Genomic DNA, 24,496 nt, shown 5'->3' with positions numbered 1-24,496 from the left:
TTTATATCTAGACGTTTGGGATTTGAAAAGGGTTGCCTGTAAGTTGAATTATCTGTAAACTTTTTGGATACGATCAAGATTTCGTTTATTGTCTCTATCTTTTATAGTTTCTCTTTTATCATATAGTTTTTTACCTTTTCCGAGAGCAATTTCCAATTTAGCCAAACCTTTATCATTGATGAACAATCGAAGCGGAATGATAGAATTTCCTTTGATATTGACCTGTTTTTCAAGTTTTTTCAATTCGCGTTTGTTCAAAAGAAGTTTTCGTTCTGCCTTAGGCTTGTGGTTGTAATAGTTGCCATGAATATATTCTTGAATGGTCATATTGATGACAAACAATTCACCGTCTTTGTTAAATTCACAAAAACTTTCAGCAATGGAAGCCTTACTATCTCTAATCGATTTGATTTCGGTTCCAGTAAGGACAATTCCAGCAACGAATTTATCGAGAATCTCATATTCAAATTTTGCTTTTTTGTTCTTTATGTTAATTGGTTTTTGCATAAAGTCAAAGGTAATTATTTTAAGATTTAATCAATCGTTAGAACTTGATCTGTTTTGTACTCACCAACAACAGTCACGATAAAAAGACTGCTATTGTCTGATTCAGCCATGTTTTGATATTTGCTTTCTCCAAGTATTGCGTTTACGAACATAGGCGTGGTATTGCCATGGCCCACAACCAAAACTGTTTTGCCTTTGGTGTTCTCAACAAAATCTTTTGGGTTCAGTTGTCTTGGATCGTAAATTTCTATCTCTAATTCTTGCCCAGTGGCAGTAGGTTGGGCTGTTTGAAGCGTTCTGTTGTAGTTTGTGGAATAGACAAGATCAAAATCAACCGTTTTAAAAACCGTATTCCATTTTTCAGCTCTGGCTTTTCCAGTTTCAGTAAGATTTGGATTCCTATTGCTTTTATCACTTGTATCCTTTTCGGCATGGCGAATAAAATAATACGTTGTTGCATCAGTTTGTGATTCTTGTGCAGACACTGAAAAAAATGTGCTAAAAACAATAGCTAAGAGTAATAGTGGTTTCATGATAAAAGGTTGTTTTGGTAAAAATAGAAACCACTTCTTTTTAGACTGCCAAAATGTTGTTAAAGTTCAGTTTATGCCAATTCTAAGGCAATCTCTATCATGTTTTTAAATGTGGTTTCCCTTTCTTTACTGGAGGTGTGCTCGCCTGTAACCAAGGAATCAGAAATGGTAAGTATGGCAAGAGCTCTTACATTGTGCTTTGCTGCTATGGTATATAATCCAGCAGCTTCCATCTCGACACATAGCACACCAAATTGGGACCATTTTTTGTAAGAGTCTATACTGTCTTCATAAAATTCATCAGAAGAAAGGACGTTGCCTGCTTTTATTGGAATGTTTTTGTTTTTAGCAATTTCCACAGCTTTTATGAACAATTCAAAATCTGCAGTTGGCGCATAATAAGCACCTTCAAACCTTGAGCTATTAATACCGGAGTTTGATGAGGCAGCCATGGCAATGACGATATCGCGTAGTTCAACATCTTTGTGGTAGGAGCCAGCACTTCCAACACGAATAAGATTTTTAACACCATAGTCAACAATCAATTCGTGCGTGTAAATTGAGATGCTCGGAACACCCATTCCTGTTCCCATTACTGAAATAGGGTTACCTTTATAGGTTCCAGTATAACCAAGCATACCTCTAACTTTATTGAAACATTTAGGATTGTCAAAAAATGTTTCAGCTATCCATTTAGCACGTAAGGGATCACCTGGCAATAGGATGGTTTCTGCTATGTCGCCTTTTTTGGCTTCGATGTGAACGCTCATGGTCTAAAGATAGAAAAAAAAGACGATAAAATTAGGCTTCAGATAATTGTTCGTTTACAATATTGACACCTTTGGAAGTTCCTATGCGGTCAACACCAATATCAATATACTTTTGGGCTGTTTCAAAATCACCTATTCCTCCAGAAGCTTTAATTTTAGCTTGATCCTTAACCGTCTTTTTCATGATTTTTACGGCTGTTAATGTAGCGCCACTTTTTGAAAAACCAGTTGAGGTTTTTACAAAATCGGCTTTCGCATCCAAACAGATTTCACAGGCTTTTACAATATCGTTTTTAGAAAGTTCACTAATTTCAAGAATAACTTTTAAAGTAGTTTTTCCGATGGCTAATTTAACATCGCTAATATCTTTAAAGACTTCAAGGTAATTTTTACTCTTTAAAAAGCCGATATTGATTACCATATCGATTTCTTGAGCACCAGCTTCAATAGCTTGTTGGGCTTCGAATACTTTGGTTTCTGTAGCAGTGGCTCCTAAAGGAAACCCGACAACTGTACATATTTTAACAGAAGAACCTTTTAGAAGTTGTTTTGCTAATGGGATATAACAGCTATTGATACAAACTGAAAAAAACTTATACTTTTTTGCATCATTACAAAGGTCTATGATATCTCGTTCGGTAGCTGTAGGCTTTAGTAGAGTGTGGTCAATATATCTATTTAACTCCATTATTTTGTGTTAGTAGGTTTAAACAATATAACTATTCAAGTAGAGGGATTACTTGGATAATTAATTAATATTAAAATGTGAGTTGGAATTAATAGCGCTTCAAAGTTAATATTTATCTATAAATACTAATGTTAAAACTTATATTTTATTGTGCACTTAATCGATTTTATGATAAAATTAGTAGCTCAATACATCTTAAAGCCTTAAAACACAATTGGTTGGTTATAGCCTAAAGTTTCTTCTAAAAAACTAGGGTATTGATTGCTTGAAAATCCTAAAAAACATTATTACCAAACAATGACTTTTGTCAGTCTTTACGGACTATTTCAACTATATTTTTGTAATAAATATTAAATACATTTATTATGAAAAAACTATTCTTAGGATTAATTTTATTTGGTTTGGCAATATTTAATGTTCAAGCCCAAGATGATACGCAATCTGACGATTTCAGCAAATGGCAAGCCCGATTTAGAATTATATCTATTGTACCTTCTCCAGATGATGACATTGATGGTGCTGATGTTGATATTTCTACTGCTTTTGTACCTGAATTGGATTTCACTTACTTTTTTAATAAAAACTTAGCTGCCGAATTGATTTTAGGTACGGCCAAGCACAATGTTGAGATTGAAAATGGCGCCGATTTAGGGCATGTATGGTTATTGCCGCCAACACTTAATTTACAATATCATTTTTATGCTGATGGTTTCAAGCCTTATGTTGGAGCTGGTGTGAACTATACCATCTTTTACGGTGCAGACGCAGGTGATTTAGATGATATCGAATACGACAGTGCCATTGGATTTTCTTTGCAAGCAGGTTTAGACTATGATCTTAACGACAAATGGTTCTTGAATTTGGATATTAAGAAATTATTTTTGAAAACTGATGTTACAGTAAATAAAACAGCTGAAGCAGAAGTTAATATTGATCCTTTAATTATAGGCTTGGGTGTTGGAATGAAGTTTTAGTTGAAGGAATTTGAATACTCATAAAAAGCCTCATTTTTGAGGCTTTTTTTATGGTTATCTATTTTTGTGCTATTGGTTTTTATTTAAAAATATGCATGTTATCCACGGTTTAATGCATTTTTTGAGTTAAACCTTAAAATTTATTTTTTTTTATGTTTTATACGATCAATATTTGTATTAAAATTTAAATCACATATATTGTAATCAAAATAAAATATTAATTATGAAAAAAGTTTTCCTTTTTGTGCTTTTAGTAAGCTTATTTGCTGTAGATGGACAGGCTCAAGTTGTTAAGGCTGAGTATGAATGGCAAGCACGTGTTAGGGCTGTTTATGTTGCTCCTGCACCATATTTTTATAGAAGTATTAGTAATGTTGAGGTAAACATATCTGAAACGGTTGCTCCAGAGATTGGTCTTTCTTATTTCTTAAGTAAAAAAATGTCAGCCGATTTAACTGTATCAATGTCTACTCATGATGTGGAAGTTGAAGGCGGTTCAAATCTTGGAAGCATTTCATTATTGTCACCAACACTTGCTCTTCAGCATCATTTTTATGCCAATAACTTTAAGCCATACATTGGAGCAGGAATCAATTATACCTCATTTTTCAATGAAGATCCTGGAGATTTAGATAGCATTGAGTACAAAAACCAAGTTGGTTATGTGCTTCAAGCAGGAATTGATTATAAAATCAGTGATAAATGGTTTATCAACCTAGACTTCAGAAAAATGTATTTAAAGACTGAAGTTACTGGAAACAACGATTCTGATAATTCCTCAGAAGTAAATGTTGATCCATTGATTTTAGGATTTGGAGTTGGGATGAAATTCTAAATAGTATTCTAGCAAAAGATATTGAAGACCACATTTGATGTGGTCTTTTTTTATGCTTAAAAACAGAAAAGCAACACATGTTTTTTTTAGAACACATATTGCTTTTCAACTAACCAACCACTTAAAAGACTATTTCATAATCTATTTGTTACAATAGAAATTAAAATTCCTCTGTTACTATACTAGCTTCATTTCTAAAGACTAATTTATCATCAAAGGCATCTAAAAGTATGATGCTATCAGTTGTTACTTTCCCAGAAAGAATTTCCTTACTCAAAGCATTTAAAACTTCTTTCTGAATGACTCTTTTTACTGGTCTTGCACCATACTCTGGATTATATCCTTTTTCAGCTAAATAAGCTTTAGCTTCTGGTGTCGCGTCAAACGTAATGCCTTGTTTGGCAATCATCTTCTGAACACCCTTAAGTTGTAATCCAACAATATCTTCAATGTTTTCCTTGGTTAAAGGGGTAAACATAATAGTATCATCAATTCGGTTCAAGAACTCAGGACGCACACTTTGTTTCAATAAGCCTAAAACATCTACTTTGGCTGCTTCCATAGCGGCATCAATATCCTTAGTAGCTTCAAATCGCTCTTGAATGATATGGCTTCCCATGTTTGAGGTCATGATGATGATCGTATTTTTAAAATCAGCAACACGCCCTTTGTTATCCGTCAAACGACCTTCATCTAAGACTTGCAATAAAATGTTGAAGGTATCAGGATGTGCCTTTTCAATTTCATCCAAAAGGACTACTGAATATGGTTTTCTACGAACCGCTTCAGTCAATTGCCCACCTTCATCATAACCTACATATCCTGGAGGCGCACCAACCAATCTGCTTACACTATGACGTTCTTGATATTCACTCATATCAATTCTGGTCATGGCGTTTTCATCGTCAAATAAATATTCAGCCAATGCTTTGGCCAACTCGGTTTTACCAACGCCTGTGGTTCCAAGGAAAAGGAAAGTTCCTACTGGTTTTTGCGGATTCTGTAAACCTGCTCGAGAACGTCTTACAGCATCACTCACAGCTGTAATGGCTTCTTCCTGACCAATGACACGTTTGTGTAATTCATCTTCAAGTTTGAGTAATTTATCACGTTCACTTTGAAGCATTTTGGTTACAGGTATACCTGTCCATTTTGCAACAACTTCTGCAATATCATCATAGGTTACCTCTTCTTTAATCAAAGAACTTTCACTTTGACTTTCTTGAAGCTCTTTTTGAAGTGCTTCAAGTGTTTCTTGGGCTTCCTTGATCTTTCCATATCTGATTTCAGCTACTTTTCCATAATCACCTTCACGTTCGGCACGTTCCGCTTCAAGCTTGTATTCTTCAATGTTGGATTTAGTCGTTTGGATGTTGTCTACAACTTCTTTTTCACTCTTCCATTTCGCATTGATTTCATTGCGCTCTTCCTTAAGATTCGCCAAATCAGCTCGAAGCGCTTTCAATTTCACTTCATCCTTTTCACGTTTAATGGCTTCAATTTCAATTTCCAGTTGCATGATTTTTCGATCCAAAACATCCAATTCCTCAGGTTTTGAGTTGATTTCCATACGCAATTTTGAAGCAGCTTCATCCATAAGGTCAATGGCCTTATCAGGTAAGAAACGATTAGTGATATAACGTTCTGAAAGTTCCACAGCACCAATAATGGCCTCATCTTTAATACGAACCTTGTGGTGCGTTTCATATTTTTCCTTGATTCCTCTTAAGATTGAAATCGCACTTTCAGTATCAGGTTCATCAACCATTACCTTTTGGAATCGACGTTCTAAAGCTTTATCCTTTTCAAAATATTTTTGGTATTCGTCAAGTGTGGTTGCACCAATAGCTCTTAGTTCACCTCTTGCCAATGCTGGTTTCAAGATATTTGCAGCATCCATAGCTCCTTGTCCGCCACCTGCACCAACTAGTGTATGGATTTCATCTATAAACAAGACAATATCACCTTCACTTGTGGTCACTTCCTTGATGACCGCTTTAAGTCGTTCTTCAAACTCACCTTTAAACTTCGCACCAGCAATCAGTGCGCCCATATCGAGTGCATAAATTTGTTTGTTGACCAAGTTTTCAGGTATATCACCATCGACAATTCTGTGTGCTAACCCTTCAGCAATAGCTGTTTTACCAGTACCAGGTTCGCCCACTAAAATCGGATTGTTTTTAGTTCGTCTTGACAAGATTTGAAGAATTCGTCTAATTTCTTCATCTCTACCAATAACAGGATCTAGTTTTCCATCTTTGGCCAATTGATTCAGGTTTTTAGCATACTTATTCAATGAGTTGTATGTGTCTTCCTGACTTTGGGAGGTTACACGATCACCTTTTCGCAATTCTTCAATAGCAGCATTCAACCCTTTTTCTGTGACACCTTGGTCTTTGAGCATTTGAGCAATTTTGCTGTTGGATTTAAAAATGGCTAAGATCAAATGTTCAACAGAAACAAAGTCATCATTCATTTTTTTGGCAATGATAGAAGCTTCATTAAGGGCTTTTGCAGCTTCTCTCGAGATCATGATGTCAGCACCAGACACTTTAGAGAAGCTTTCAATTTGCTTATCTAATGCTAGTTTTAAAACATTGACATTAACATTGAGCTTTTTCAATATGAATGGCAACACGTTTTCATCAACCTCAAAAATGGCTTTGAAAATATGCTCATTCTCAATTTGCTGATGTCCCAAGCTTTGAGCAAGCTGTTGGGCTTGCTGGATTGCCTCTTGGGATTTTATGGTATAATTATTAAAGTTCATATCTATTAATCAGTTTTATTTGTAATTTCGAAAACATTAAGTCAATAACCTTACCAATTCTGAAGTATAGAAAATAAGCGACAAAATGACCGCTTTTTCATGAATTGTAATGACGTTTCGACAGATTAGTAAGTATTAAACTGTTTGCTGACTTTAATATTTGATTGAACCCAAAATATGTTATTCAATTCCATTGATTTTGCAGTTTTCCTACCAATATGCTTTATTATTTATTGGTTGTTTAGAAAGCATTTGAGACTTCAGAATGTATGGATATTAATAGCCAGTTATGTATTTTACGGTTGGTGGGATTGGCGTTTTTTGTTTTTGATTTTCTTCAGTACAGTAGTCGATTATTTTGTCGGTCAAAGATTGATGAATCGCAAGTCTGAAAAAGGAAGAAAACACTTACTTTATATAAGTGTTTTTGTGAATATAGGCTTATTGGGATTCTTCAAATATTTCAACTTTTTTCTGGATAATTTTGTTACAGCCTTTACTTTTTTTGGTGCTAAAATAACACATAGTTCTCTCAACATAATATTACCAGTAGGTATCAGCTTTTATACCTTTCAGACCTTAAGTTATACCATAGATGTATATAAAAAGAAGCTAGATGCAACTCGTGATTTTGTTGCTTTTGCTGCCTTTGTTAGCTTTTTTCCACAATTGGTTGCAGGTCCTATCGAACGCGCGAAACATTTGTTGCCACAATTTTTCAATCATCGTAAATTTAATAAGGTATTGGCTAAAGATGGTCTGAGGCAGATGCTATGGGGTTTTTTTAAGAAAATGGTCATTGCCGATAATTGTGCCATTTATGTAAATGATATTTTTAATAATTCATCAGATTACTCAGGAAGTACCTTGGTTTTGGGTGCTTTTTTGTTTGCTTTTCAGATTTATGGAGATTTTTCAGGTTACTCAGATATTGCCATTGGAACCTCACGTTTGTTCGGATTTGACTTAATGAAAAACTTTAATTTCCCATACTTTTCTAGAGATATTGCTGAATTTTGGAGACGATGGCACATTTCTTTATCTACCTGGTTCAGAGATTATCTGTACATACCTTTGGGTGGAAGTAAAGGGAGTAGAAGTAGGATCGTTCGAAACGTGTTTATTATTTTTCTGGTTAGTGGGTTTTGGCATGGCGCTAATTGGACCTTTATAGTTTGGGGATTTTTGAACGCCTTATATTTTTTACCATTGCTATTGACCAATAAAAATAGAAAACACATTCATGGAATAGCTGAAGCCAAAATGTTCCCAAGCTTTCGAGAAGGTGTAGGTATGTTATTTACATTTGGTTTGACGGTTTTTGCATGGATATTCTTTAGAGCGGATTCCATTGGACATGCGTTTCAAATCATTTCTGAAATCCTATCGCAATCGTTGTTTGTTTCGTTTGAAATTCTACCTTCGGGAGTACTCATTTTAATACTCATTTTTGTAATTATTGAATGGTTTAACAGACATAGGGAATACGGTTTGGAATATTCACAAACCACTAATAGAGTGAAAAAAATTGGAGATATAGTATTGGTGTCATTTGTATTTTGGGCTGTCGTGGTTTGGCATGCCAATAAAGAAGTTGAATTTATTTATTTTCAATTCTAGATGAGGAAAAATATTAAAATAATAGGTACAATTCTTATTTTCTTGGCTGTTGGTGAACTTCTAATAAGACTCAATAAGACTTATGATATTTTAAGTGATGCGCCTGAGATTATTTCTATCGAAATGGAAAACTCAGAACTTAAGAATGCTTTAGATCAGAATGCATTTAACGTTAATGAAAATCAGTTGCGTATTTTGGTGCTTGGCGATTCATACATTAATGGAGGAGGAGTAAACCCAAAGGATAAGTTTTCAAGGGTCTTAGAGAAACATCTGAATACTTCTGATTCGGTTAAAAAAGATATTTTGGTCTTAGATGTTTCCAGACCAAGCAACAATACATTCGATAATTATCAAACCTTTAAATTCTATCAAAATAGATTTCAGCCACAGGTGGTTTTTTGGGCGTATAATTTTAACGATGTACTTGGCTCATTTAAAAGCAAGGATTCTATAGATACATTGCGCACAGGAAAAAAGCAACCTAAGCGACAAAAAAAACAATTCAGGAATAATTCCAAAGCCTTTGTGAATAATATTTATTCCAAATCTGAATTATTGCGATTTATTTCTGTCAATACACAAAAGGAACTCAAATTAAAAGGTTGGGTTATGCCTTTTGGAGATTTTTATTATCTAACAAATGAAGCCTACGTTGATGATGGTCCGAAATGGAAACAAACCCAAGATCTATTGAAGGATGTGGCTAAAACTTGTAAAGCTGATTCGACGACATTTATTCTGTATAAAATTCCAGAATTTAATCTTTTAGGACAAGCGAAACTCTTTTCGATGGTAAATTCAAAATTGAGTTCCTTTTGTGAATCATCAAACATTTTGTTTATTAATGGGGACGATGATTTTTCAGACCCTGAAAACGGACTTTTCAGACTATCGCGATATGATGGCCATCCAAATGCATTAGCCCATAAAAAAATGGCTGTTAAAATGAAAGACTATATCTTAGAACAATTACAAAGAACAGATTAAATACATCGATACTAAAAACTATTAATGATTATGGGTTTTTTTAAAAACATATTTGGCGCTTCAGAACCTAAGGAAAAAAAGGTCTTACCTTGGCAAGAGCTGACCGAAATTTCTCAATTGGATGAAATTGCGAAACGATCTCAAACCAAAACACAAGTGATATTTAAGCATTCCACAAGATGTGGAATTAGTAGTATGGTATTGAATCAATTTGTTGATGCTTATGATCTTGAACTTAATTTCGATTTGTATTATCTGGATCTTTTGAGTTATAGAGATGTTTCCAACGAAGTAGGTTACAGGTTTCAAGTGATGCATCAATCACCACAACTATTGATTATTAAAAATGGAAACACTGTATGGCATGCTTCCCATGGTGCTATTAATAATATTCAGTTGGAGCAGTTTGAATAAAAAACTCCCTAAGAAAATCTTAGAGAGTTTTATGTTAGCTTCGTCTTAATTGATAAGAATTAATAAGCTTTTTTAATCTTAGCTTGATGTCTTCACCGGTGTCATAAACCATTTGAGCATCTGTTGGAAAATACAATGGTTGCTGTTTCGTTAAATCGTATTCTCTATTATTTAAAGCTCGTACATCGCCTTTAAAGGTGGCATAAACGTGTTCAAAAATGAATTCGCTATCAATTGGAAACACATCCATGACATGATTGTTTTTCAAGTCTGTATAAGCTACATCTGCAACAACATGAGCAGATTTGAATTGATGGGTTTCAAAGTATCTGGCTCTCACGTTAATGATTTTATCTACTTTAATCTTATTTCCTAGACTATCGGTCACTATTTGTCCGTATTCGTCCTTCAAGAACTTCCAGCCATCAACAATCTCCTTTTGCTTCAGTACTTGTGTTGTATTTACTTGCTCTGGAGAAACATTGATTTGCTTCAGTTGCAGTTGCATGGCATAGTCATAATCAATCTGATTTGATGGATTGGCATGATAAACACTCCAAAACTGATCCAATCCATACGTATTGAAATTCAATAAATCTGCTTCCAATTGTTGTGGAAGGATTTGATGGGTTTGATTTTCAATGGTGACCAACACATAATCCGTTCCCTTTTCATGGGCTTCACTCATTAGTGCTCTAGTCTCCTCAAAATTTGGATTGATCTCTTCAATGTATCGAAATATCTTATAGGCCTTTCTAGCATTAGATTTATTGTCTGTATCTAAAAGTGCAATACCTTCATCAATTAAATAGTCTGAGGTTTTGTATCTATAATCTACAATTTCCGAAGAATAATCATTGAATTTAAGATTAAGGTCTTTACCATCGATTTGTAATGGTAACACTCGTTTGATGGCATTCTGCCTTGCATCTAAATCCAAATACATTTCATAAATGATTTTGTATTGCTCCGGATTTCCATCTTTTTTAAGATGCGCAATATCTCTTAAATCTTCAGCTAAGACTTTGTAATAGGCATCTTCAAGCATGATGATGAAATCCTGCTTTCTTTTTTTGTCCTTGTTATTTTCAAGTTTGCGTAGCGCGTTTGCAATAGCTTGGTCATAGTTACCATGGCTAATGGCTTTTTCAATTTGCTTTCTTCCGCTACACGAGGTTAGTACCAGAAGAAGTGCTGCTGTAAATAGTAGTAGTTTTTTCATAATTCTGGATTTTTAATGATTATACCTTTTAAAATCCAAATATGGTGCCAAAAAAACACCTTCACAAGAGTGAAGGTGTTCAAAGCCCTAATAATTAACTAACTAGCTAACCAAAAATAATCCATACACTAATAGCTATTAATGCATAGAATAAAAATAAAAACAACTCCAATTTATATTTCAATTGTTTATTATTACTCATTATTCAGAAATCATAAGTTTTTTTGAGATGACTCCTTCTAAGGTTTTAATCTTCAGGATATACAAACCACTACCTAATAAAGAGATGTCATAGTGGTTTTGATTTTTGTTAAAAACTTTCACCTGTTTTCCTAAGGTATCGAAAACTTCAATACTCACTATCTCTGTTTTCGAATTGATTTGAAAATAGGAACTTGTTGGGTTTGGATAAAGTTTTATTCTAAATCCATCATTCTCAATGTTATTTAATCCCAATACGGCATCATTAAATTTATAAATACTGTTAGTGGTTGAAAATATTAGTTCCCCATTGAACGCAGTCAAGTAATCAGGAAAACTTGATGCAGAGCCAGGCTCTAGATCGGCAACCATGGCAGTTCCTGTTACTGTGCCATTGGTCACCCAAAGTTCTCTTCCATTTGTGCCATCATCTGCAGCAAAATATATTCGGTTATTAAGAAGTGCTCCGATAGTTGCAAAAGAAGATCCTGTTGGGTTGATATCAAAAATTGAAACTTGATTTGTGATGAGGTCAAGTTTAAATAATTCAGCTCCATTAATGCCATCAGTAGCAGAAAAAAACAAATTACCATTTAATTCCATAAAACCATTGGGAAAAGAATCTCCACTTGAATTTATATCTGCAACCATTTGAACTGAATTTGTATTGCTGTCATAAACCCATAATTCTCTACCATTGGTACCATCATTGGCTTCAAAGAACATTTTATCCTGAACAGAATAAAATTTTGTTTCGGCAATTAACCCATCAGAGGCACCAGGATTAATATCGGCAAACATAAATGTCCCTGAAGTTGTTCCATCTGTAACCCAAAGCTCAAGACCATTTACTCCATCATCAGCTTGAAAAAAAAGGAGTCCATTATGGACATGTAATGATTGTGGATAACTACTGGAATTTCCGGGATTGATATCGTAGAATAAGTTAGTGCCTGAATTTGTCCCATCAGTAACCCACAATTCAAATCCGTTATTTGATGCACCACCTCCATTGCTGGCATTAAAATAAACTAGTCCATTAAATAAAGTCTTTAAACTTGGATTTGAACCGTATTGAGAACCAGGTAAAATTTCTTTAAGTAGCGTTGTGCCAGTTTCTGTACCATCACTTGTAAACAATTCAGCATTAGCGCCATTTTCCCTTGCGGTAAAAATCAAATCATTATTAAGTATTATAAAATCACTTGGATAGCTACCATCAGTTGGTGATAAATTGATTTCCTTGAATAGAATGGTGCCTGATTCAGTTCCATCAGTTATATAAAGCTCTGAATTGTTTGCCGTATTAATGGCATTAAAGTAGATTTTTCCTTGGTATTCAAAAAAACCGTTAGCCCAACTGTTGGAAGTGCCTAAATTAATATCTTTCAGATTTACAACATCTGTACCATCGAAAAAATAGGGTTCAATACCAATATCTGCATTAGATCCTGTAAAATAAAGGCCATTAGCTGTTTTTAATGGTTGAAAAGTCATGTTGACTTCTGAATTGACAATTTCTACTTGTGCTTCAAGACTAAACAGTGACAAAATAAAAAGAATGAAGTAGAATTTTTTCATAATATAAATAGATTTAAGTGTGATTTGGACTTAAAACTATCTATAGATGAAAAATTGGGCAAGAGTACTTAAATAACTGTTAAGCAGAAATTGATAACTGCTATGGCTTATTTTATAACTGTTAGACAATAAAAGCAATATTTAAATAGAAATTATTGTTAACATAGGTTTTCAAGATACGATGTGATCGTAGTTGATTTTCTCGAAGAAACAGGTATGGTTTCTCCATTTTTAAGTGTTAAGCCGCATTGGGCATGTCTGTGAAAGGTTTTTATGAAATTTGGATTGACTAAATGGGAGTGGTGTACTCTTAAGAAACTAGATTCTTTTAATAGTTCACAAAAGTGTTTTAAATTTTTAGACGCTAAGTATTTTCCGTTTGTGGTCAAGATCTTTGTGTAAGCACCATCAGCTTGGAGCCTAATAATGTTTTCGGTTTCCAATACAATGGATTTATCTTGATTTTTTACAACTATTTTTTTAGAATCTTGTTGGGTTGTTTCTTGAGGTTTTTCAGATAAAATAAAATTAATGATTTTTATTAAATCGAAAGGGTTGATAGGTTTTAGTAAATAACCATAAGGTCTAAGCTTTATGGCTTTTAAAGCATATTCCTTATGCGCTGTGATGAAAATCAATTTAAAGTCAATATTTGAAAATAGATGGATTAAATCCAATCCAGTTCCATCTCCCATTTCTATGTCTAACAAGACAATATCTGGTTTAAATTCCAAAATCAATTGATGACCTTTCAAAACACTTTGAGCCTGTTTAATTTCAAATAAATTTTTGAAATTATGTTCTAAGATGCTTGCCATAGCACTCCTTACCGATTTATTGTCATCAATGATGGCTATTTTTCTCATTTAGTATTTGGAATTTTTAAAATTACCTCGTAACCAGTTGCTAATTTTCTGCATATTAAAAAATTTTTGGCCAAATGGTATTTTGAATAAGAATTTATGATACGCTGTTTTATAATATCCGTCGATCTCGATTTATGTGAGGCTATATGATTTTTAATCACTTTTCCATTGTCGTTAATTTGGATTTTAATATTAGAGTCTTCCTCAGAGATTTTAATGCTTATTATGGCTTTTTCTATCAGATTGGTAAACCCATGAACAAATGCGTTTTCAATGAATGTTTGTGTGACTAATGATGGGATGTTTACTTCAAAAAGAACTTCCTCGCAATCAATATGGAGTTCAAACGGAATATCCATCTTAAGCTCCTGAATTTTACAATACTGCTTGATGAAATCAAGTTCCTCCTTTATGGTCCAATGTGTTTCAAATGTAGAATCCAATATACTTCGTATCATTTGAGACAAGTCAGACAGATAAGCTGCCGCTTTATTGGGATCTGATTTGTCGTATAAAAAAGGGTAAATGGCATTGATGCTATTGGAGATGAAATGCGGATTTATTTGCGATCTTAAAAGTTTGGCTTTCGTATTTACTAAATCTAATTCCGTAATCAATACTTTGTTTTTCTTTTTAAAATATAAAATACTTAATACTGAAAGGCTCAGTATGGCAACGATACCAATGATAAAGTAGTTTGTTCTAGCTTTGTGCTTTAGGGTTTCATTCTTTAATTTTTGTTTTGCTATCTCTGCATCCTTTTTCTCGGTATTGTATTTAACTTCTAGTTCATTTAAAGCTTCAATTTGTTTTTTGTCCTTAGCTAGATTGAAATAATGATTCATTTTTTCAAAATACTCTATGGCCAGATCTATCTTTTTCGCATGAATACTGATGTAGTAAGCAAATCTGTATAATTCTCCTTTCCTATACAAGCTTGTTTCTTTTTCTGCATCTTGTAAAATAATGTCTTTGTAAGCAAACCCTTTTTCGATATTGTTTTTTTTAATGTATAAATGCGCCAATTGATGATAAAGATTCAATAAGGACAAAGGCGGGATGGATTCTTTGTATTTTAGAGCTTTGTAATAAAACTCTTCAGCTTGATTCAATTTATCAGCATTGTATAGTAATTTTCCCTTGAGTCCTAAAAGTTGCACTTTAACAATTGGATAATCAACTGTATTTGTAAGTATAAGTCCTTCATCTATATATAAATGAAGCGAATCAATGACCTTTTGGTCTTTTGGATAGTTATATCTTAAATGCTCAAAATAATCTACCATATTGGCATAAATTTCAAGTGTGATGTATGGGTCAATAAGAGTTGATTCGTCCTTAACTAATCTAAAAGCTTTATCTATATAGTCTTTATATTTAAAGTTATCGTCATAAAAAGCGAACACTTTCGAAAGTGTGTTGTATGCATCAGCCATGACACTTTTATCTGTAGTGCGTTCAGCAATTTCCACACTTTTAATTCCAAATGTTGTTGCTAATTCTAAGTCATTGTTTTTAACATGGAAATGATTAAATTGAATAAGTGCTTTTGCTATTGATAATGTGTCATTTACTTGTTTTGCAAACTCATAGGCTTTATTTGTGTATAAATAAGATGAATCGATATTGTTTTTGTACAAATAAGCAGCTCCAAGATTATTATAGGCTTCAAATAATGCGTTTTGATTTTCTGATTTTTTTGAAAGATGAATTATTTGCTTTCCTACAGATATTATAGAGTCTAATTTATAGTGAGTACGATTAGTAATCAGTTCATCTAGAAGAAGCTGAAGCTTTAAACTGTCAGTTGTAACATTTTTTATCTTATCGTCAATAGTTTCATGTTTTATGACGCCATCTTGAGAAAAGATAAACGAAAGTTGTAAAAACAAAGCAAATAGACTCAAAAGTTTTTTGTAACAAGTATTTATGTCTTCTTTACACATTTATAGATATTCGCTATCATATGAAGTTTGCAATCAATAATCTGAAAATAGTAATAAAAAAACAAAACCTACAAACAAGGTCTGTAGGTTTTTGATAGTAGATGTGAAAAATGTTACTTCTTTTTCTTCGGATTAAAAACAGGTAACAATTGTGTTTTAACCTGTCCGAAGCCAATTCGTACGTCATCATTTTCGCAGTGTGCTCTCATAATTACTGTATCATAATCATTAATGAACTTGCGTTCTGAACCATCCTTTAATTTGATAGGCTTGCTGCCTTTCCAGGTTAATTCCAACATAGATCCATAGGAGTCTTCTGTTGGACCAGAAATGGTTCCGCTACCCATCATGTCACCTGAATTTACTGGACAACCATTAACGGTGTGATGGGCTAACTGTTGTGCCATGTTCCAGTACATGTATTTAAAGTTGGTTTTGCATACCAAAGTTTCTTTGCCGCCTTTTGGTTGAATACTTGCTTCCAACTGAATATCAAAACTCTTTTTTCCTTTCGTTTGAAGATAGGGTAAAGGTTTAGGATCTTGTTTCGGACTTTCAACACGGAAAGGTTCCAAGGCGTCTAGAGTTACAATCCATGGCGACATAGAAGACGCAAAGTTTTTACCTAAAAACGGTCCTAAAGGAACATACTCCCATTTTTGGATATCTCTTGCAGACCAATCGTTGAATAACACCAACCCAAAAATATACTCTTCTGCCTCTTCTACAGGAATCGGTTCACCTAAATCATTGGCGTCGGTTGTAATGAAAGCCATTTCTACTTCAAAATCGACTAATTTACTTGGACCAAAAACTGGTGTGTCAGCACCTTCAGGCATTGTTTGCCCTTGTGGTCTATGAATAGGAATGTGTGTTGTAACTATGGATGAGCTTCTACCATGATAACCAACAGGCATGTGAACCCAATTAGGCATTAAGGCGTTTTCAGGATCCCTGAACATAGAGCCTACATTGGTCGCATGTTCCTTGCTGGCATAAAAATCGGTGTAATCGCCCACAAGAATAGGCATCTGCATTTCGATTTCATCTAGTCTAAAGCAGATGATTTCCTTATGCTTTGTGTTATTCTTTAGCGTATCATTATTGGCATCGAAAATTTCAGCCACCCGATTTCTGACTGCTCGCCATGTTTTTCTTCCGTCAGCAATAAAATCATTTAACGAATCTTGAAGAAAAATATCATCTGTTAATGGAATTCCATCAAAATAACCTAATTGGTGTAAGGCACCTAGATCAATTGCGGTATCTCCAATTCTAGTACCTATAGTAATAATATCTTCTCTGGTTAAAAAGACACCAAAAGGAATGTTCTGAATTGGAAAATCTGAATATTTATTGACGTATAACCAAGATGTTCTATTGGGATCATTAGCTGATAAAAGCATAATTTTTTGAATTGAATAGTTTATTTTTTCTATTCAAACCTACATATTTTTTTTGTTTTTGAACCTATAAAACCTCAAAATTTTAATGTTAATAACCTGCTCATAAAACATTGTATTAAACCTAGGTTTTTAAAATGGTTTGAAGAGATGATTTACTATTTTTGATAAATTTTAATTTTTACCATTTATGCAACGCGATCAACAAATTTTTGAACTTATTGAAGCCGAAAAAGAACGACAAATTAACGGATTGGAACTTATTGCGTCAGAAAATTTTGTCAGTGACCAAGTTATGGAAGCTGCTGGTTCTGTTCTTACCAATAAATATGCTGAAGGATACCCAGGAAAGCGTTACTATGGTGGTTGCGAAGTTGTTGATGAGGTCGAGCAAATAGCGATCGATAGAGCAAAAACCTTATTTGGTGCCGCTTGGGCAAATGTACAACCACATTCTGGAAGCCAAGCCAATACAGCCGTTTTTGCTGCGTGTTTAAAACCTGGTGATAAAATTTTAGGATTCGATTTGTCCCATGGAGGTCATTTAACCCATGGCTCACCAGTTAATTTTTCTGGAAAGCTATACAATCCGGTATTTTACGGTGTTGAAGAAGCTACAGGTCGATTGAACTACGACAATATTCAAGAGATTGCATCAAGGGAAAAACCGCAAATGATTATCGCTGGTGCTTCAGCTTATTCACGTGATATTGATTTCAAGCGATTTAGGGAAATAGCCGATAGTGTTGGTGCTTTGTTATTAGCCGATATTTCGCATCCTTCAGGATTGATTGCTAAAGGGATTTTAAATGACCCTTTACCACATTGTCATGTCGTAACAACGACGACTCATAAAACCTTACGCGGACCAAGAGGTGGATTGATTATGATGGGTCAGGATTTTGAAAATCCATTTGGTATAAAATTAAAAAATGGGAACCTAAGAAAAATGTCTTCCTTATTGGATTCAGGTGTTTTTCCAGGCAACCAAGGTGGACCGCTTGAGCATATCATAGCCGCTAAGGCAATTGCTTTTGGTGAAGCCTTAACCGATGAATTTATGCACTATATTCTTCAAGTCAAGAAAAATGCAGATGCCATGGCCAAAGCTTTTGTGAATAGAGATTATCACTTGATTTCTGGTGGAACCGACAATCATATGATGTTGATTGATTTGAGGAATAAGGACATCACAGGTAAAGCTGCTGAGGAAGCACTTGGTAAAGCAGATATTACTGTAAACAAGAACATGGTGCCTTTCGATGATAAAAGTCCGTTTGTAACGTCTGGAATTAGAGTAGGAGCAGCTGCTGTAACAACAAGAGGCTTAAAGGAAGATGACATGGAAACGATTGTTGGTTTTATTGACGAAGCTATTCAAAACCATGAGAATGATACCAAATTAGAAGCCATTGCAGGCAAAGTCAATGAAATGATGTCGGGAAGACCGTTGTTTAGTGTCTAGGGCTATATTTCAACTCAATTCTTATTTTTTGTTATTGATGGTGTTCCAAAAGGTGTCCTTGTAAGTGCCTCCAATAGGAATGTGCTTACCATCGATAACAATGCGATTACGTTCTACATATTCAATATGTTCCAAACTAACAATATAGGATTTGTGTACGCGTAGAAATTTTTGTTTGGGCAGCGTCTGTTCAAAATCTCTCATGTTTTGAAGCGTTAAAATCTTGCCTTCCTTAGTTTGGATAGCCACATAGTCACTTAGTCCTTTCAGGTATAATATGTCTGAAAAAAACAGTTTTTGATGACGGTATTCCGTTTTAATAAAACAATACTCAAGATCTTGTTGCGTATTGGATTCTTGAGGTTTGTTTCTGATTTTTTCAATAGCTTTTAAAAAGCGTTGAAAACTAATCGGTTTCAGCAAATAATCCACAGCATTAAGCTCATAGCTTTCCAAGGCATATTCAGAATAGGCTGTGGTAAAAATAACCTTAACGTTAGGGTTTATGATCTTTTTAAATTCCACACCAGTAATTTCAGGCATTTGAATGTCCAAAAAGAGCAAATCTACTTTAGTTTCCCTAAGCAATTGAAGCGCCTCTAATGGATTATTATATGATCCAAGGAGTGTGAGGTCTTCAATTTTTGAAACGTAAGACACCAGTAAGTCAATCGCTAAAGGTTCATCATCTATAATAATACACTTCATATTGGTATTTGTAATTGTGCCTTAAAGATATTGTTATTTGTTGTACAAGAAAAGTGGTGCTGTTTTGGAAACAATAATTCTAATCGCTTTTTAAGATTGTCTAGACCTAAGCCACCAACTTTATCTTTTTCCTTTTGTTCAATGGCATTGGTAACCTCATAAAATAAATAGGTTTCTGTTGCTTTAATATGTATCTGAATGGGATCTGTTTTACTTTGTAACTTTCCATGTTTGAAGGCATTTTCAATAAAAGGAAGTAAAATGAATTGAGGCACTTGAATGGATGGCTTAGTGCCCTCTATTTTGATATTAATCTGAGGCGGTTCTTTGTGCCTTAAACTTTCTAGATCGATAAAGTTTTTAATTTGCGAGATTTCATCATCAAGTGCAACCTCTTTTTTGGTGCTGTATAGCGAATATCGCAATAAGTCGGATAACTTTTCTGTAGCGTATTGCGCTTTGTCCTGATCTTTGTGAATCAAGGCATAGATATTATTGAGCGTATTGAACAAAAAATGCGGATTTGTTTGGGAGCGGAGTAGGTCTAATTCCATTTGTTGGTTCTTGAGCATTAGCTGGTTGCTGCGTTCGTCCTTAAATTTTGAATATTGCCAAAAGTAAAAGATGATACCTAAGGCACAATATTGAAAGACATAATAGAAGTTGTCTAAAAAATAATAGGAGAGTGATACACCTTTTTTATAATTGCCGAAACCAAATACATTTCTAAAGAATATTTCTTCAATAAAAAATCTCAACCCAACTATAACTGCTGCCGAACAAATAATGATTATTATGTTTTGCCAAAAGGAATGTGCTGAGTGCCATTTGAAAAAAATGGTGTATGAAGAAAGCGCATACAGGAAGAATATAAGACTTACTGATAGCGTCAGTGCAATCATCCAAGGTTGTAAATGATATTCAATGGCTTCCGAGATGGATTCAGCATCAAATAGTTCACCAATCACATCAGTTACTACATAATAGATGAAAAACCAAGCACTAAGTTTTTTGATATCAAATTTCATACACGCTAAACTAATAAAAACAGAACTTGAATTGTAAAACGATCTGTGTAATGGCTTTTTTTATCTGTGAACTTTTATAAAGTTTCCATAACAATCTCTCGACATAAATTTACAGAAGTCTTTTGCTTGTTTGCAGATTACCTTTTCATAAAAGGATCTTGTTTAAGAATTTTGTATAAGACATTAAATATAAAAGCTATGTTCAAAATATCTAAACTATTAATAATCCTATTCGTATTTAAGTTTGTTTCAGTAACAGCTCAGGAACAACAAGAAATCTTAATTGTTGGTGATATGCATCAATTGCCAGGCATTGTAAAACGAGCCTATAAACCAATGGTGAAAAAAATCTTAAAATACAATCCACAGTTAATAATGGCTGAGTACTCTAAAACTGGTGATACGGCAGCTATGGGAGAGTGGAATTCAAGATTTAAGGACGCTTATCTCAAAGCAAAGGATTCCCTCAAATTTGACAAAAATGAAATCAGAAAACTAATAGCGCTCCCAAATAGGGATTTAGATAGTCTATCGTTTAGAAAGCTCCAATCATATTTTTTAAGTATTGGAGACCAAGGAAACCATAGGATGTATGGGTATTTTTCTAAGCATGGAGTTACTAATAAGTTTAAGCCTTATGGTAATCAAAATCCAGATTTGACTTTTCGGTTAATGCGTCAACTCGATTTGAAAAAGGTTTATGGTGTAGATAGTCATGCAGGTTACCAAGGCTATTGGCCTGCGTGGCAAAGGGCTCTAAAGTCTGGAACAAAAGAAGGGCAAAAGGCCTTTAAAAAAGCTATGCGAAAAGATTCTTGGGGAAATATTTTTGCAGGCTTAACAGGTTCTCTAGGAAGGTATGTCAATAAACCTTCAACCTTAGATTCGTATTTGAGAATCAATTCTTTACGTTATGAAGGGTTTTCAGGTGAGGATTATAAAACGCAAATAAAGAAATGGGATGATCGCAATACGAATATGGCGAAGAACATCATAGAAGTTTTAAAATCCAACACGGTAAAGCGAAGTGTTTTAATAGTTGGAGCTGGTCATGCTAAAGCTGTTAGTGAAGAATTACAACGCTTAGCTCCCGAACTTAAAGTCATCATGTATAACAACCTAAAACAACATTTAAAATGAAAAAATTGATACCATTCATTATCCTGCTTGCCCTTATTCCTTTTGGAAGTTTTGCACAAGATAGTTTGACAATTGAACAATTGAAGCCATTTACGTATACGTTTGATGTTGTTGATGGAGAAATTGTTGGTGAAGCCAAAGCCTTTTTTGAGCAAGAGATGGCAAAAGCACAATTTACAATGTTAGGAGAGTACCATGGTTCAAAGCGTATTTCTGAATTTACTACTGCCATAATTCCAATTTTAGACAAGATGAATTATAAGACTATGGCTTTGGAAGTTGGTCCAATTACTGGTCATCAGTTACACCAGATGGAAAGTCCAGTGACATCAAAAATTAATCAGATGCATAAACAATACCTGACGTTGGATGTCGATGGCGATGAGAATTTAGCTTTTCCTTTTTTCAGTATTAAAGAAGATGCTAAATTCCTTGATAGGGCAAAACAGTTTTCGTGGAATGTATTCGGAATCGATCAGGAATTTTATAATGCCTATGTAATGTTATCAGATTTGATGTTTGAAAACTTATCAGAAAAACAAAAAAATGACTACAAAATCTTGCATTCAGAAGTAAAAGAACAGCTCTATGAATTTTACAAAAATGACGACAATGATGTTGAAAATTTCCATGTTGCCTTATCGCAATCAAATACCTTTAAGGATTTTCTTAAGGCCATGCAACAAGTTGAAGAAAACAGCCCAATTATTGATGCCATGCATGCTAGTAGTGCCATTTATTTATTATACCACCACCGAAAATGGTACGAGAATAACGCTACACGTATAAAATATATGAAATCACAATTAAGGCAAGGGTTGTCCAATTTTGGTTTTGACCTTTCGAAAGATAAGCTTCTTATAAAAATGGGCAGCTATCATTTAGGTAAAGGGTTTTCTCCCTTAAGCCTTTATGAGGTTGGAAATACACTTAATGAAATTGCAGCATACCATGGAAATTCTGCATTGAATATTGCATTTACATCAAGGTTTTGGGAAAATGATAATAGAGTAGAAGATAATTTGAATTCTGAAAGACAATACTTCAAAAACCAAAGAGAATTACTGCAAATGGGACAGGAAAACCAATGGGTTGTCATTGATTTACGACAATTGATAAAAGGGTATTTTTATCATCCTAAACAATACAATTTCAATCCTACAATTGAAAAACTTGTTGAGCGTTATGATTTGATTGTGATCCCTAAAACCGAAGTTGAGGGAATTCCAAACTATGACTGAGTTGTGAAGATACTATTGAAAAGCTTTAGTCTTCTTCAGGTACAAATTGATAGGCTCCCAAATCGATGTTTGGACTAATTCTGGCTTCTCCAAGAATGTCGTTAGGGACTTGACTCGCAAATATTGAATTTCCAATGCCTATAGCTGCTGAACTTTCATTGAGTCGCAGATCATTTTCAAAAGGAAGCTTGAATTCTGGATCTTCATTAAGAGTGATATTGTTGTAGTGTACAGGATCATCAAAATCAATCGGATCTCCAAAGGCTTCAAAACGAATCAAACAATCTGTAAACAGATAGTTCAAGGCACTTTCACTTTCGCCTGAGATGTCTATTTCAGCATTGTCATTTCCATAGATAATGCAATTGTTGAAATTGGCTTCCTCTAAATCGTTTGTGAAAATTGTGTTGTCTTCATTCACAATAAAATTGTTCAATAATAAGGATGGGAATTGTCTAAAACTTGTATTCCAATAATTGGCAATGGTACAATGTGTAAAATTGTATTTTCCTCCTAAAGTCCCTGCAAAAGATGATTGACCAGAATTGTTAAACACTACATTTTCAGCTCTTATTGAAGTTGCTCTACCTAGAATACCGAAATTACTGGAGTTGTAAATTTTAGAATTTCTAATAGTTAGCTTGTCTGAAACGGCATCTTGGTTACCTTCACATAAAATTCCAACAGTACTATTCAAAATGGTGGCATAATTAATTTCATTGTCAACGCTTCCGTTAAATAAATAGATGGTAGACCATTGTCCGGGAATATCAGTGTACAAAGGTTCTAATCGATCACCTTCAAAAATCACTTCGTTTTCCAAAAGATCTTGATCCATACTAAGGTCGCCATTCACTTTAAGAGAGGCATTGTTGGTCACCAACAATCCAGAATTGGCATGAAAATGCACACGAGCTCCAGCTTCAATAGTTAACACATCACCTTCATCAACAGCTGCAAAACCATAAATAACATAAGGTTTTTCGTTGGTAAAGGTCAATTCGTCATCTTCCAAAAAACGACCTTGCAAAGCGGTTTCATCAGGAGTACCATCACCATCAACGTCAAATTCTAAGGTTTCAATAACTCCTGTGTTATTATCGCGATTCGGATAGATAAACACAGCATCTTTAACCAAAGTCACCAATTCTACTTTTTGGTAATTATCACCACTATCAAATTCAATAGCATCTGTATATAGAAATTGATTATCGGCAGCCACTACAGATTGAATATCGAACGTTGTTTCAATAAAGATAAAAAGACTATCATTGGCTAAAAGCTCAACATCTTCAAATACTTTCCCAGGCATTCCATCAACATTTAAGCGATAACTTGAGCTTTCGCCTTGAGCAAGTCTAACACTGGGAATGGAGATGTCATCATCACTTCTATTATAAACCTTGAGATTGTAAGTGCTGGAACCAATATTGGTAAAAACGGTATCGAGATAAACCGTATCTTTTGAAAAGCCTAAATTTCCAGTACTTGGAGAAAAGTCAAAATCCTTACGACATGAACTCCATAGCATGAGTATTGCAATTGAAACAAAAAAGTAGAGTAGTCTTTTCATAATTATAAAAACATTCGGTTG

General features: G+C 34.1%; 21 protein-coding genes. 8 read left to right on the top strand and 13 right to left on the bottom strand.

Going from position 1 to position 24,496, the window contains the following annotated elements:
- Positions 1-48: 48 nt before the first annotated feature.
- The 4 genes from smpB to deoC form a co-directional block, all read right to left on the bottom strand.
- On the bottom strand, positions 49-507 hold the full coding sequence (gene smpB, locus AB9K26_RS07725; protein WP_369971979.1) for an SsrA-binding protein SmpB: 459 nt from the start codon (positions 505-507) through the stop codon (positions 49-51).
- Between the two features lie 26 nt (positions 508-533).
- Positions 534-1,040, bottom strand: coding sequence for a histidine phosphatase family protein (locus tag AB9K26_RS07720; protein ID WP_369971978.1), 507 nt, complete (start codon positions 1,038-1,040; stop codon positions 534-536).
- A 71-nt stretch (positions 1,041-1,111) separates the two neighbouring features.
- Complete coding sequence (deoD, locus tag AB9K26_RS07715; protein WP_369971977.1) at positions 1,112-1,810, bottom strand: purine-nucleoside phosphorylase; 699 nt, start codon at positions 1,808-1,810, stop codon at positions 1,112-1,114.
- 31 nt (positions 1,811-1,841) lie between these two features.
- On the bottom strand, positions 1,842-2,498 hold the full coding sequence (deoC, locus tag AB9K26_RS07710) for a deoxyribose-phosphate aldolase (protein ID WP_369971976.1): 657 nt from the start codon (positions 2,496-2,498) through the stop codon (positions 1,842-1,844).
- Between the two features lie 365 nt (positions 2,499-2,863).
- On the opposite strand from deoC, the gene AB9K26_RS07705 reads away from it, so the two are divergent.
- Both AB9K26_RS07705 and AB9K26_RS07700 read left to right on the top strand, forming a co-directional pair.
- Entirely contained in the window at positions 2,864-3,472 is a 609-nt protein-coding gene (locus tag AB9K26_RS07705) for an OmpW family protein (protein ID WP_369971975.1), read from the top strand.
- 223 nt (positions 3,473-3,695) lie between these two features.
- Complete coding sequence (locus tag AB9K26_RS07700; protein WP_369971974.1) at positions 3,696-4,307, top strand: OmpW family protein; 612 nt, start codon at positions 3,696-3,698, stop codon at positions 4,305-4,307.
- 160 nt (positions 4,308-4,467) lie between these two features.
- Here AB9K26_RS07700 and clpB read toward each other — a convergent pair whose 3' ends face one another.
- Positions 4,468-7,077, bottom strand: coding sequence for an ATP-dependent chaperone ClpB (clpB, locus tag AB9K26_RS07695; protein WP_369971973.1), 2,610 nt, complete (start codon positions 7,075-7,077; stop codon positions 4,468-4,470).
- A gap of 177 nt (positions 7,078-7,254) precedes the next feature.
- Between clpB and AB9K26_RS07690 the strand changes: the two genes are divergently transcribed.
- From AB9K26_RS07690 to ytxJ, 3 genes are read left to right on the top strand one after another with little or no spacing between them, the layout of a single operon-like run.
- A complete protein-coding gene (locus tag AB9K26_RS07690; RefSeq protein ID WP_369971972.1) occupies positions 7,255-8,697 on the top strand; it encodes an MBOAT family protein in 1,443 nt (480 codons plus the stop codon).
- Positions 8,698-9,687: a hypothetical protein gene (locus AB9K26_RS07685; protein WP_369971971.1), complete on the top strand. Its 990-nt coding sequence runs from the start codon at positions 8,698-8,700 to the stop codon at positions 9,685-9,687.
- A 30-nt stretch (positions 9,688-9,717) separates the two neighbouring features.
- Complete coding sequence (gene ytxJ, locus AB9K26_RS07680; protein WP_369971970.1) at positions 9,718-10,101, top strand: bacillithiol system redox-active protein YtxJ; 384 nt, start codon at positions 9,718-9,720, stop codon at positions 10,099-10,101.
- Positions 10,102-10,135: 34 nt separating this feature from the next.
- On the opposite strand, the gene AB9K26_RS07675 is transcribed toward ytxJ, so the two are convergent.
- The 5 genes from AB9K26_RS07675 to fahA form a co-directional block, all read right to left on the bottom strand.
- On the bottom strand, positions 10,136-11,323 hold the full coding sequence (locus AB9K26_RS07675) for a hypothetical protein (protein ID WP_369971969.1): 1,188 nt from the start codon (positions 11,321-11,323) through the stop codon (positions 10,136-10,138).
- A gap of 201 nt (positions 11,324-11,524) precedes the next feature.
- Entirely contained in the window at positions 11,525-13,105 is a 1,581-nt protein-coding gene (locus AB9K26_RS07670; RefSeq protein WP_369971968.1) for an ELWxxDGT repeat protein, read from the bottom strand.
- Between the two features lie 158 nt (positions 13,106-13,263).
- Positions 13,264-13,971, bottom strand: a complete 708-nt coding sequence (locus AB9K26_RS07665) for a LytR/AlgR family response regulator transcription factor (RefSeq protein WP_369971967.1) — start codon at positions 13,969-13,971, stop codon at positions 13,264-13,266.
- Entirely contained in the window at positions 13,968-15,878 is a 1,911-nt protein-coding gene (locus tag AB9K26_RS07660; protein ID WP_369971966.1) for a histidine kinase, read from the bottom strand. Before AB9K26_RS07660 ends, AB9K26_RS07665 begins: the two co-directional genes overlap by 4 nt.
- Before the next feature lie 152 nt (positions 15,879-16,030).
- Positions 16,031-17,323: a fumarylacetoacetase gene (gene fahA / locus AB9K26_RS07655; RefSeq protein ID WP_369971965.1), complete on the bottom strand. Its 1,293-nt coding sequence runs from the start codon at positions 17,321-17,323 to the stop codon at positions 16,031-16,033.
- Between the two features lie 187 nt (positions 17,324-17,510).
- Here fahA and glyA point away from each other — a divergent pair, with 187 nt between their 5' ends.
- Positions 17,511-18,785, top strand: a complete 1,275-nt coding sequence (gene glyA / locus AB9K26_RS07650; RefSeq protein WP_369971964.1) for a serine hydroxymethyltransferase — start codon at positions 17,511-17,513, stop codon at positions 18,783-18,785.
- Between the two features lie 21 nt (positions 18,786-18,806).
- Here the strand turns inward: glyA and AB9K26_RS07645 are convergent, their stop codons facing one another.
- Both AB9K26_RS07645 and AB9K26_RS07640 read right to left on the bottom strand, forming a co-directional pair.
- Positions 18,807-19,493, bottom strand: a complete 687-nt coding sequence (locus AB9K26_RS07645) for a LytR/AlgR family response regulator transcription factor (protein ID WP_369971963.1) — start codon at positions 19,491-19,493, stop codon at positions 18,807-18,809.
- Entirely contained in the window at positions 19,490-20,521 is a 1,032-nt protein-coding gene (locus tag AB9K26_RS07640; protein ID WP_369971962.1) for a sensor histidine kinase, read from the bottom strand. The genes AB9K26_RS07645 and AB9K26_RS07640 overlap by 4 nt, the downstream gene beginning before the upstream one ends.
- 198 nt (positions 20,522-20,719) lie before the next feature.
- On the opposite strand from AB9K26_RS07640, the gene AB9K26_RS07635 reads away from it, so the two are divergent.
- Both AB9K26_RS07635 and AB9K26_RS07630 read left to right on the top strand, forming a co-directional pair.
- Positions 20,720-21,661: a DUF5694 domain-containing protein gene (locus AB9K26_RS07635; protein WP_369971961.1), complete on the top strand. Its 942-nt coding sequence runs from the start codon at positions 20,720-20,722 to the stop codon at positions 21,659-21,661.
- On the top strand, positions 21,658-22,902 hold the full coding sequence (locus AB9K26_RS07630) for a hypothetical protein (RefSeq protein ID WP_369971960.1): 1,245 nt from the start codon (positions 21,658-21,660) through the stop codon (positions 22,900-22,902). The genes AB9K26_RS07635 and AB9K26_RS07630 overlap by 4 nt, the downstream gene beginning before the upstream one ends.
- A gap of 25 nt (positions 22,903-22,927) precedes the next feature.
- Here the strand turns inward: AB9K26_RS07630 and AB9K26_RS07625 are convergent, their stop codons facing one another.
- Positions 22,928-24,475: a right-handed parallel beta-helix repeat-containing protein gene (locus tag AB9K26_RS07625; protein WP_369971959.1), complete on the bottom strand. Its 1,548-nt coding sequence runs from the start codon at positions 24,473-24,475 to the stop codon at positions 22,928-22,930.
- Positions 24,476-24,496 lie beyond the last annotated feature (21 nt).

The organism is Psychroserpens sp. XS_ASV72, from assembly GCF_041224425.1.
GTDB lineage: Bacteria > Bacteroidota > Bacteroidia > Flavobacteriales > Flavobacteriaceae > Psychroserpens.
The sequence above is the reverse complement of the archived record's forward strand: the minus strand, read 5'-3'. Positions and strand labels throughout refer to the sequence as shown.

What these genes read in the sequence shown, in the direction of transcription:
- glyA (WP_369971964.1), top strand. Translation starts at nt 17,511, where the DNA reads ATGCAACGCGATCAACAAATTTTTGAACTTATTGAAGCCGAAAAAGAA.
- AB9K26_RS07685 (WP_369971971.1), top strand. Translation starts at nt 8,698, where the DNA reads ATGAGGAAAAATATTAAAATAATAGGTACAATTCTTATTTTCTTGGCT.
- AB9K26_RS07635 (WP_369971961.1), top strand. Translation starts at nt 20,720, where the DNA reads ATGTTCAAAATATCTAAACTATTAATAATCCTATTCGTATTTAAGTTT.
- smpB (WP_369971979.1), bottom strand. Translation starts at nt 507, where the DNA reads ATGCAAAAACCAATTAACATAAAGAACAAAAAAGCAAAATTTGAATAT.
- AB9K26_RS07645 (WP_369971963.1), bottom strand. Translation starts at nt 19,493, where the DNA reads ATGAAGTGTATTATTATAGATGATGAACCTTTAGCGATTGACTTACTG.
- ytxJ (WP_369971970.1), top strand. Translation starts at nt 9,718, where the DNA reads ATGGGTTTTTTTAAAAACATATTTGGCGCTTCAGAACCTAAGGAAAAA.
- deoD (WP_369971977.1), bottom strand. Translation starts at nt 1,810, where the DNA reads ATGAGCGTTCACATCGAAGCCAAAAAAGGCGACATAGCAGAAACCATC.
- AB9K26_RS07705 (WP_369971975.1), top strand. Translation starts at nt 2,864, where the DNA reads ATGAAAAAACTATTCTTAGGATTAATTTTATTTGGTTTGGCAATATTT.
- AB9K26_RS07630 (WP_369971960.1), top strand. Translation starts at nt 21,658, where the DNA reads ATGAAAAAATTGATACCATTCATTATCCTGCTTGCCCTTATTCCTTTT.
- fahA (WP_369971965.1), bottom strand. Translation starts at nt 17,323, where the DNA reads ATGCTTTTATCAGCTAATGATCCCAATAGAACATCTTGGTTATACGTC.
- AB9K26_RS07720 (WP_369971978.1), bottom strand. Translation starts at nt 1,040, where the DNA reads ATGAAACCACTATTACTCTTAGCTATTGTTTTTAGCACATTTTTTTCA.
- AB9K26_RS07700 (WP_369971974.1), top strand. Translation starts at nt 3,696, where the DNA reads ATGAAAAAAGTTTTCCTTTTTGTGCTTTTAGTAAGCTTATTTGCTGTA.
- AB9K26_RS07690 (WP_369971972.1), top strand. Translation starts at nt 7,255, where the DNA reads ATGTTATTCAATTCCATTGATTTTGCAGTTTTCCTACCAATATGCTTT.
- AB9K26_RS07625 (WP_369971959.1), bottom strand. Translation starts at nt 24,475, where the DNA reads ATGAAAAGACTACTCTACTTTTTTGTTTCAATTGCAATACTCATGCTA.
- AB9K26_RS07640 (WP_369971962.1), bottom strand. Translation starts at nt 20,521, where the DNA reads ATGAAATTTGATATCAAAAAACTTAGTGCTTGGTTTTTCATCTATTAT.
- deoC (WP_369971976.1), bottom strand. Translation starts at nt 2,498, where the DNA reads ATGGAGTTAAATAGATATATTGACCACACTCTACTAAAGCCTACAGCT.
- clpB (WP_369971973.1), bottom strand. Translation starts at nt 7,077, where the DNA reads ATGAACTTTAATAATTATACCATAAAATCCCAAGAGGCAATCCAGCAA.
- AB9K26_RS07675 (WP_369971969.1), bottom strand. Translation starts at nt 11,323, where the DNA reads ATGAAAAAACTACTACTATTTACAGCAGCACTTCTTCTGGTACTAACC.
- AB9K26_RS07670 (WP_369971968.1), bottom strand. Translation starts at nt 13,105, where the DNA reads ATGAAAAAATTCTACTTCATTCTTTTTATTTTGTCACTGTTTAGTCTT.
- AB9K26_RS07665 (WP_369971967.1), bottom strand. Translation starts at nt 13,971, where the DNA reads ATGAGAAAAATAGCCATCATTGATGACAATAAATCGGTAAGGAGTGCT.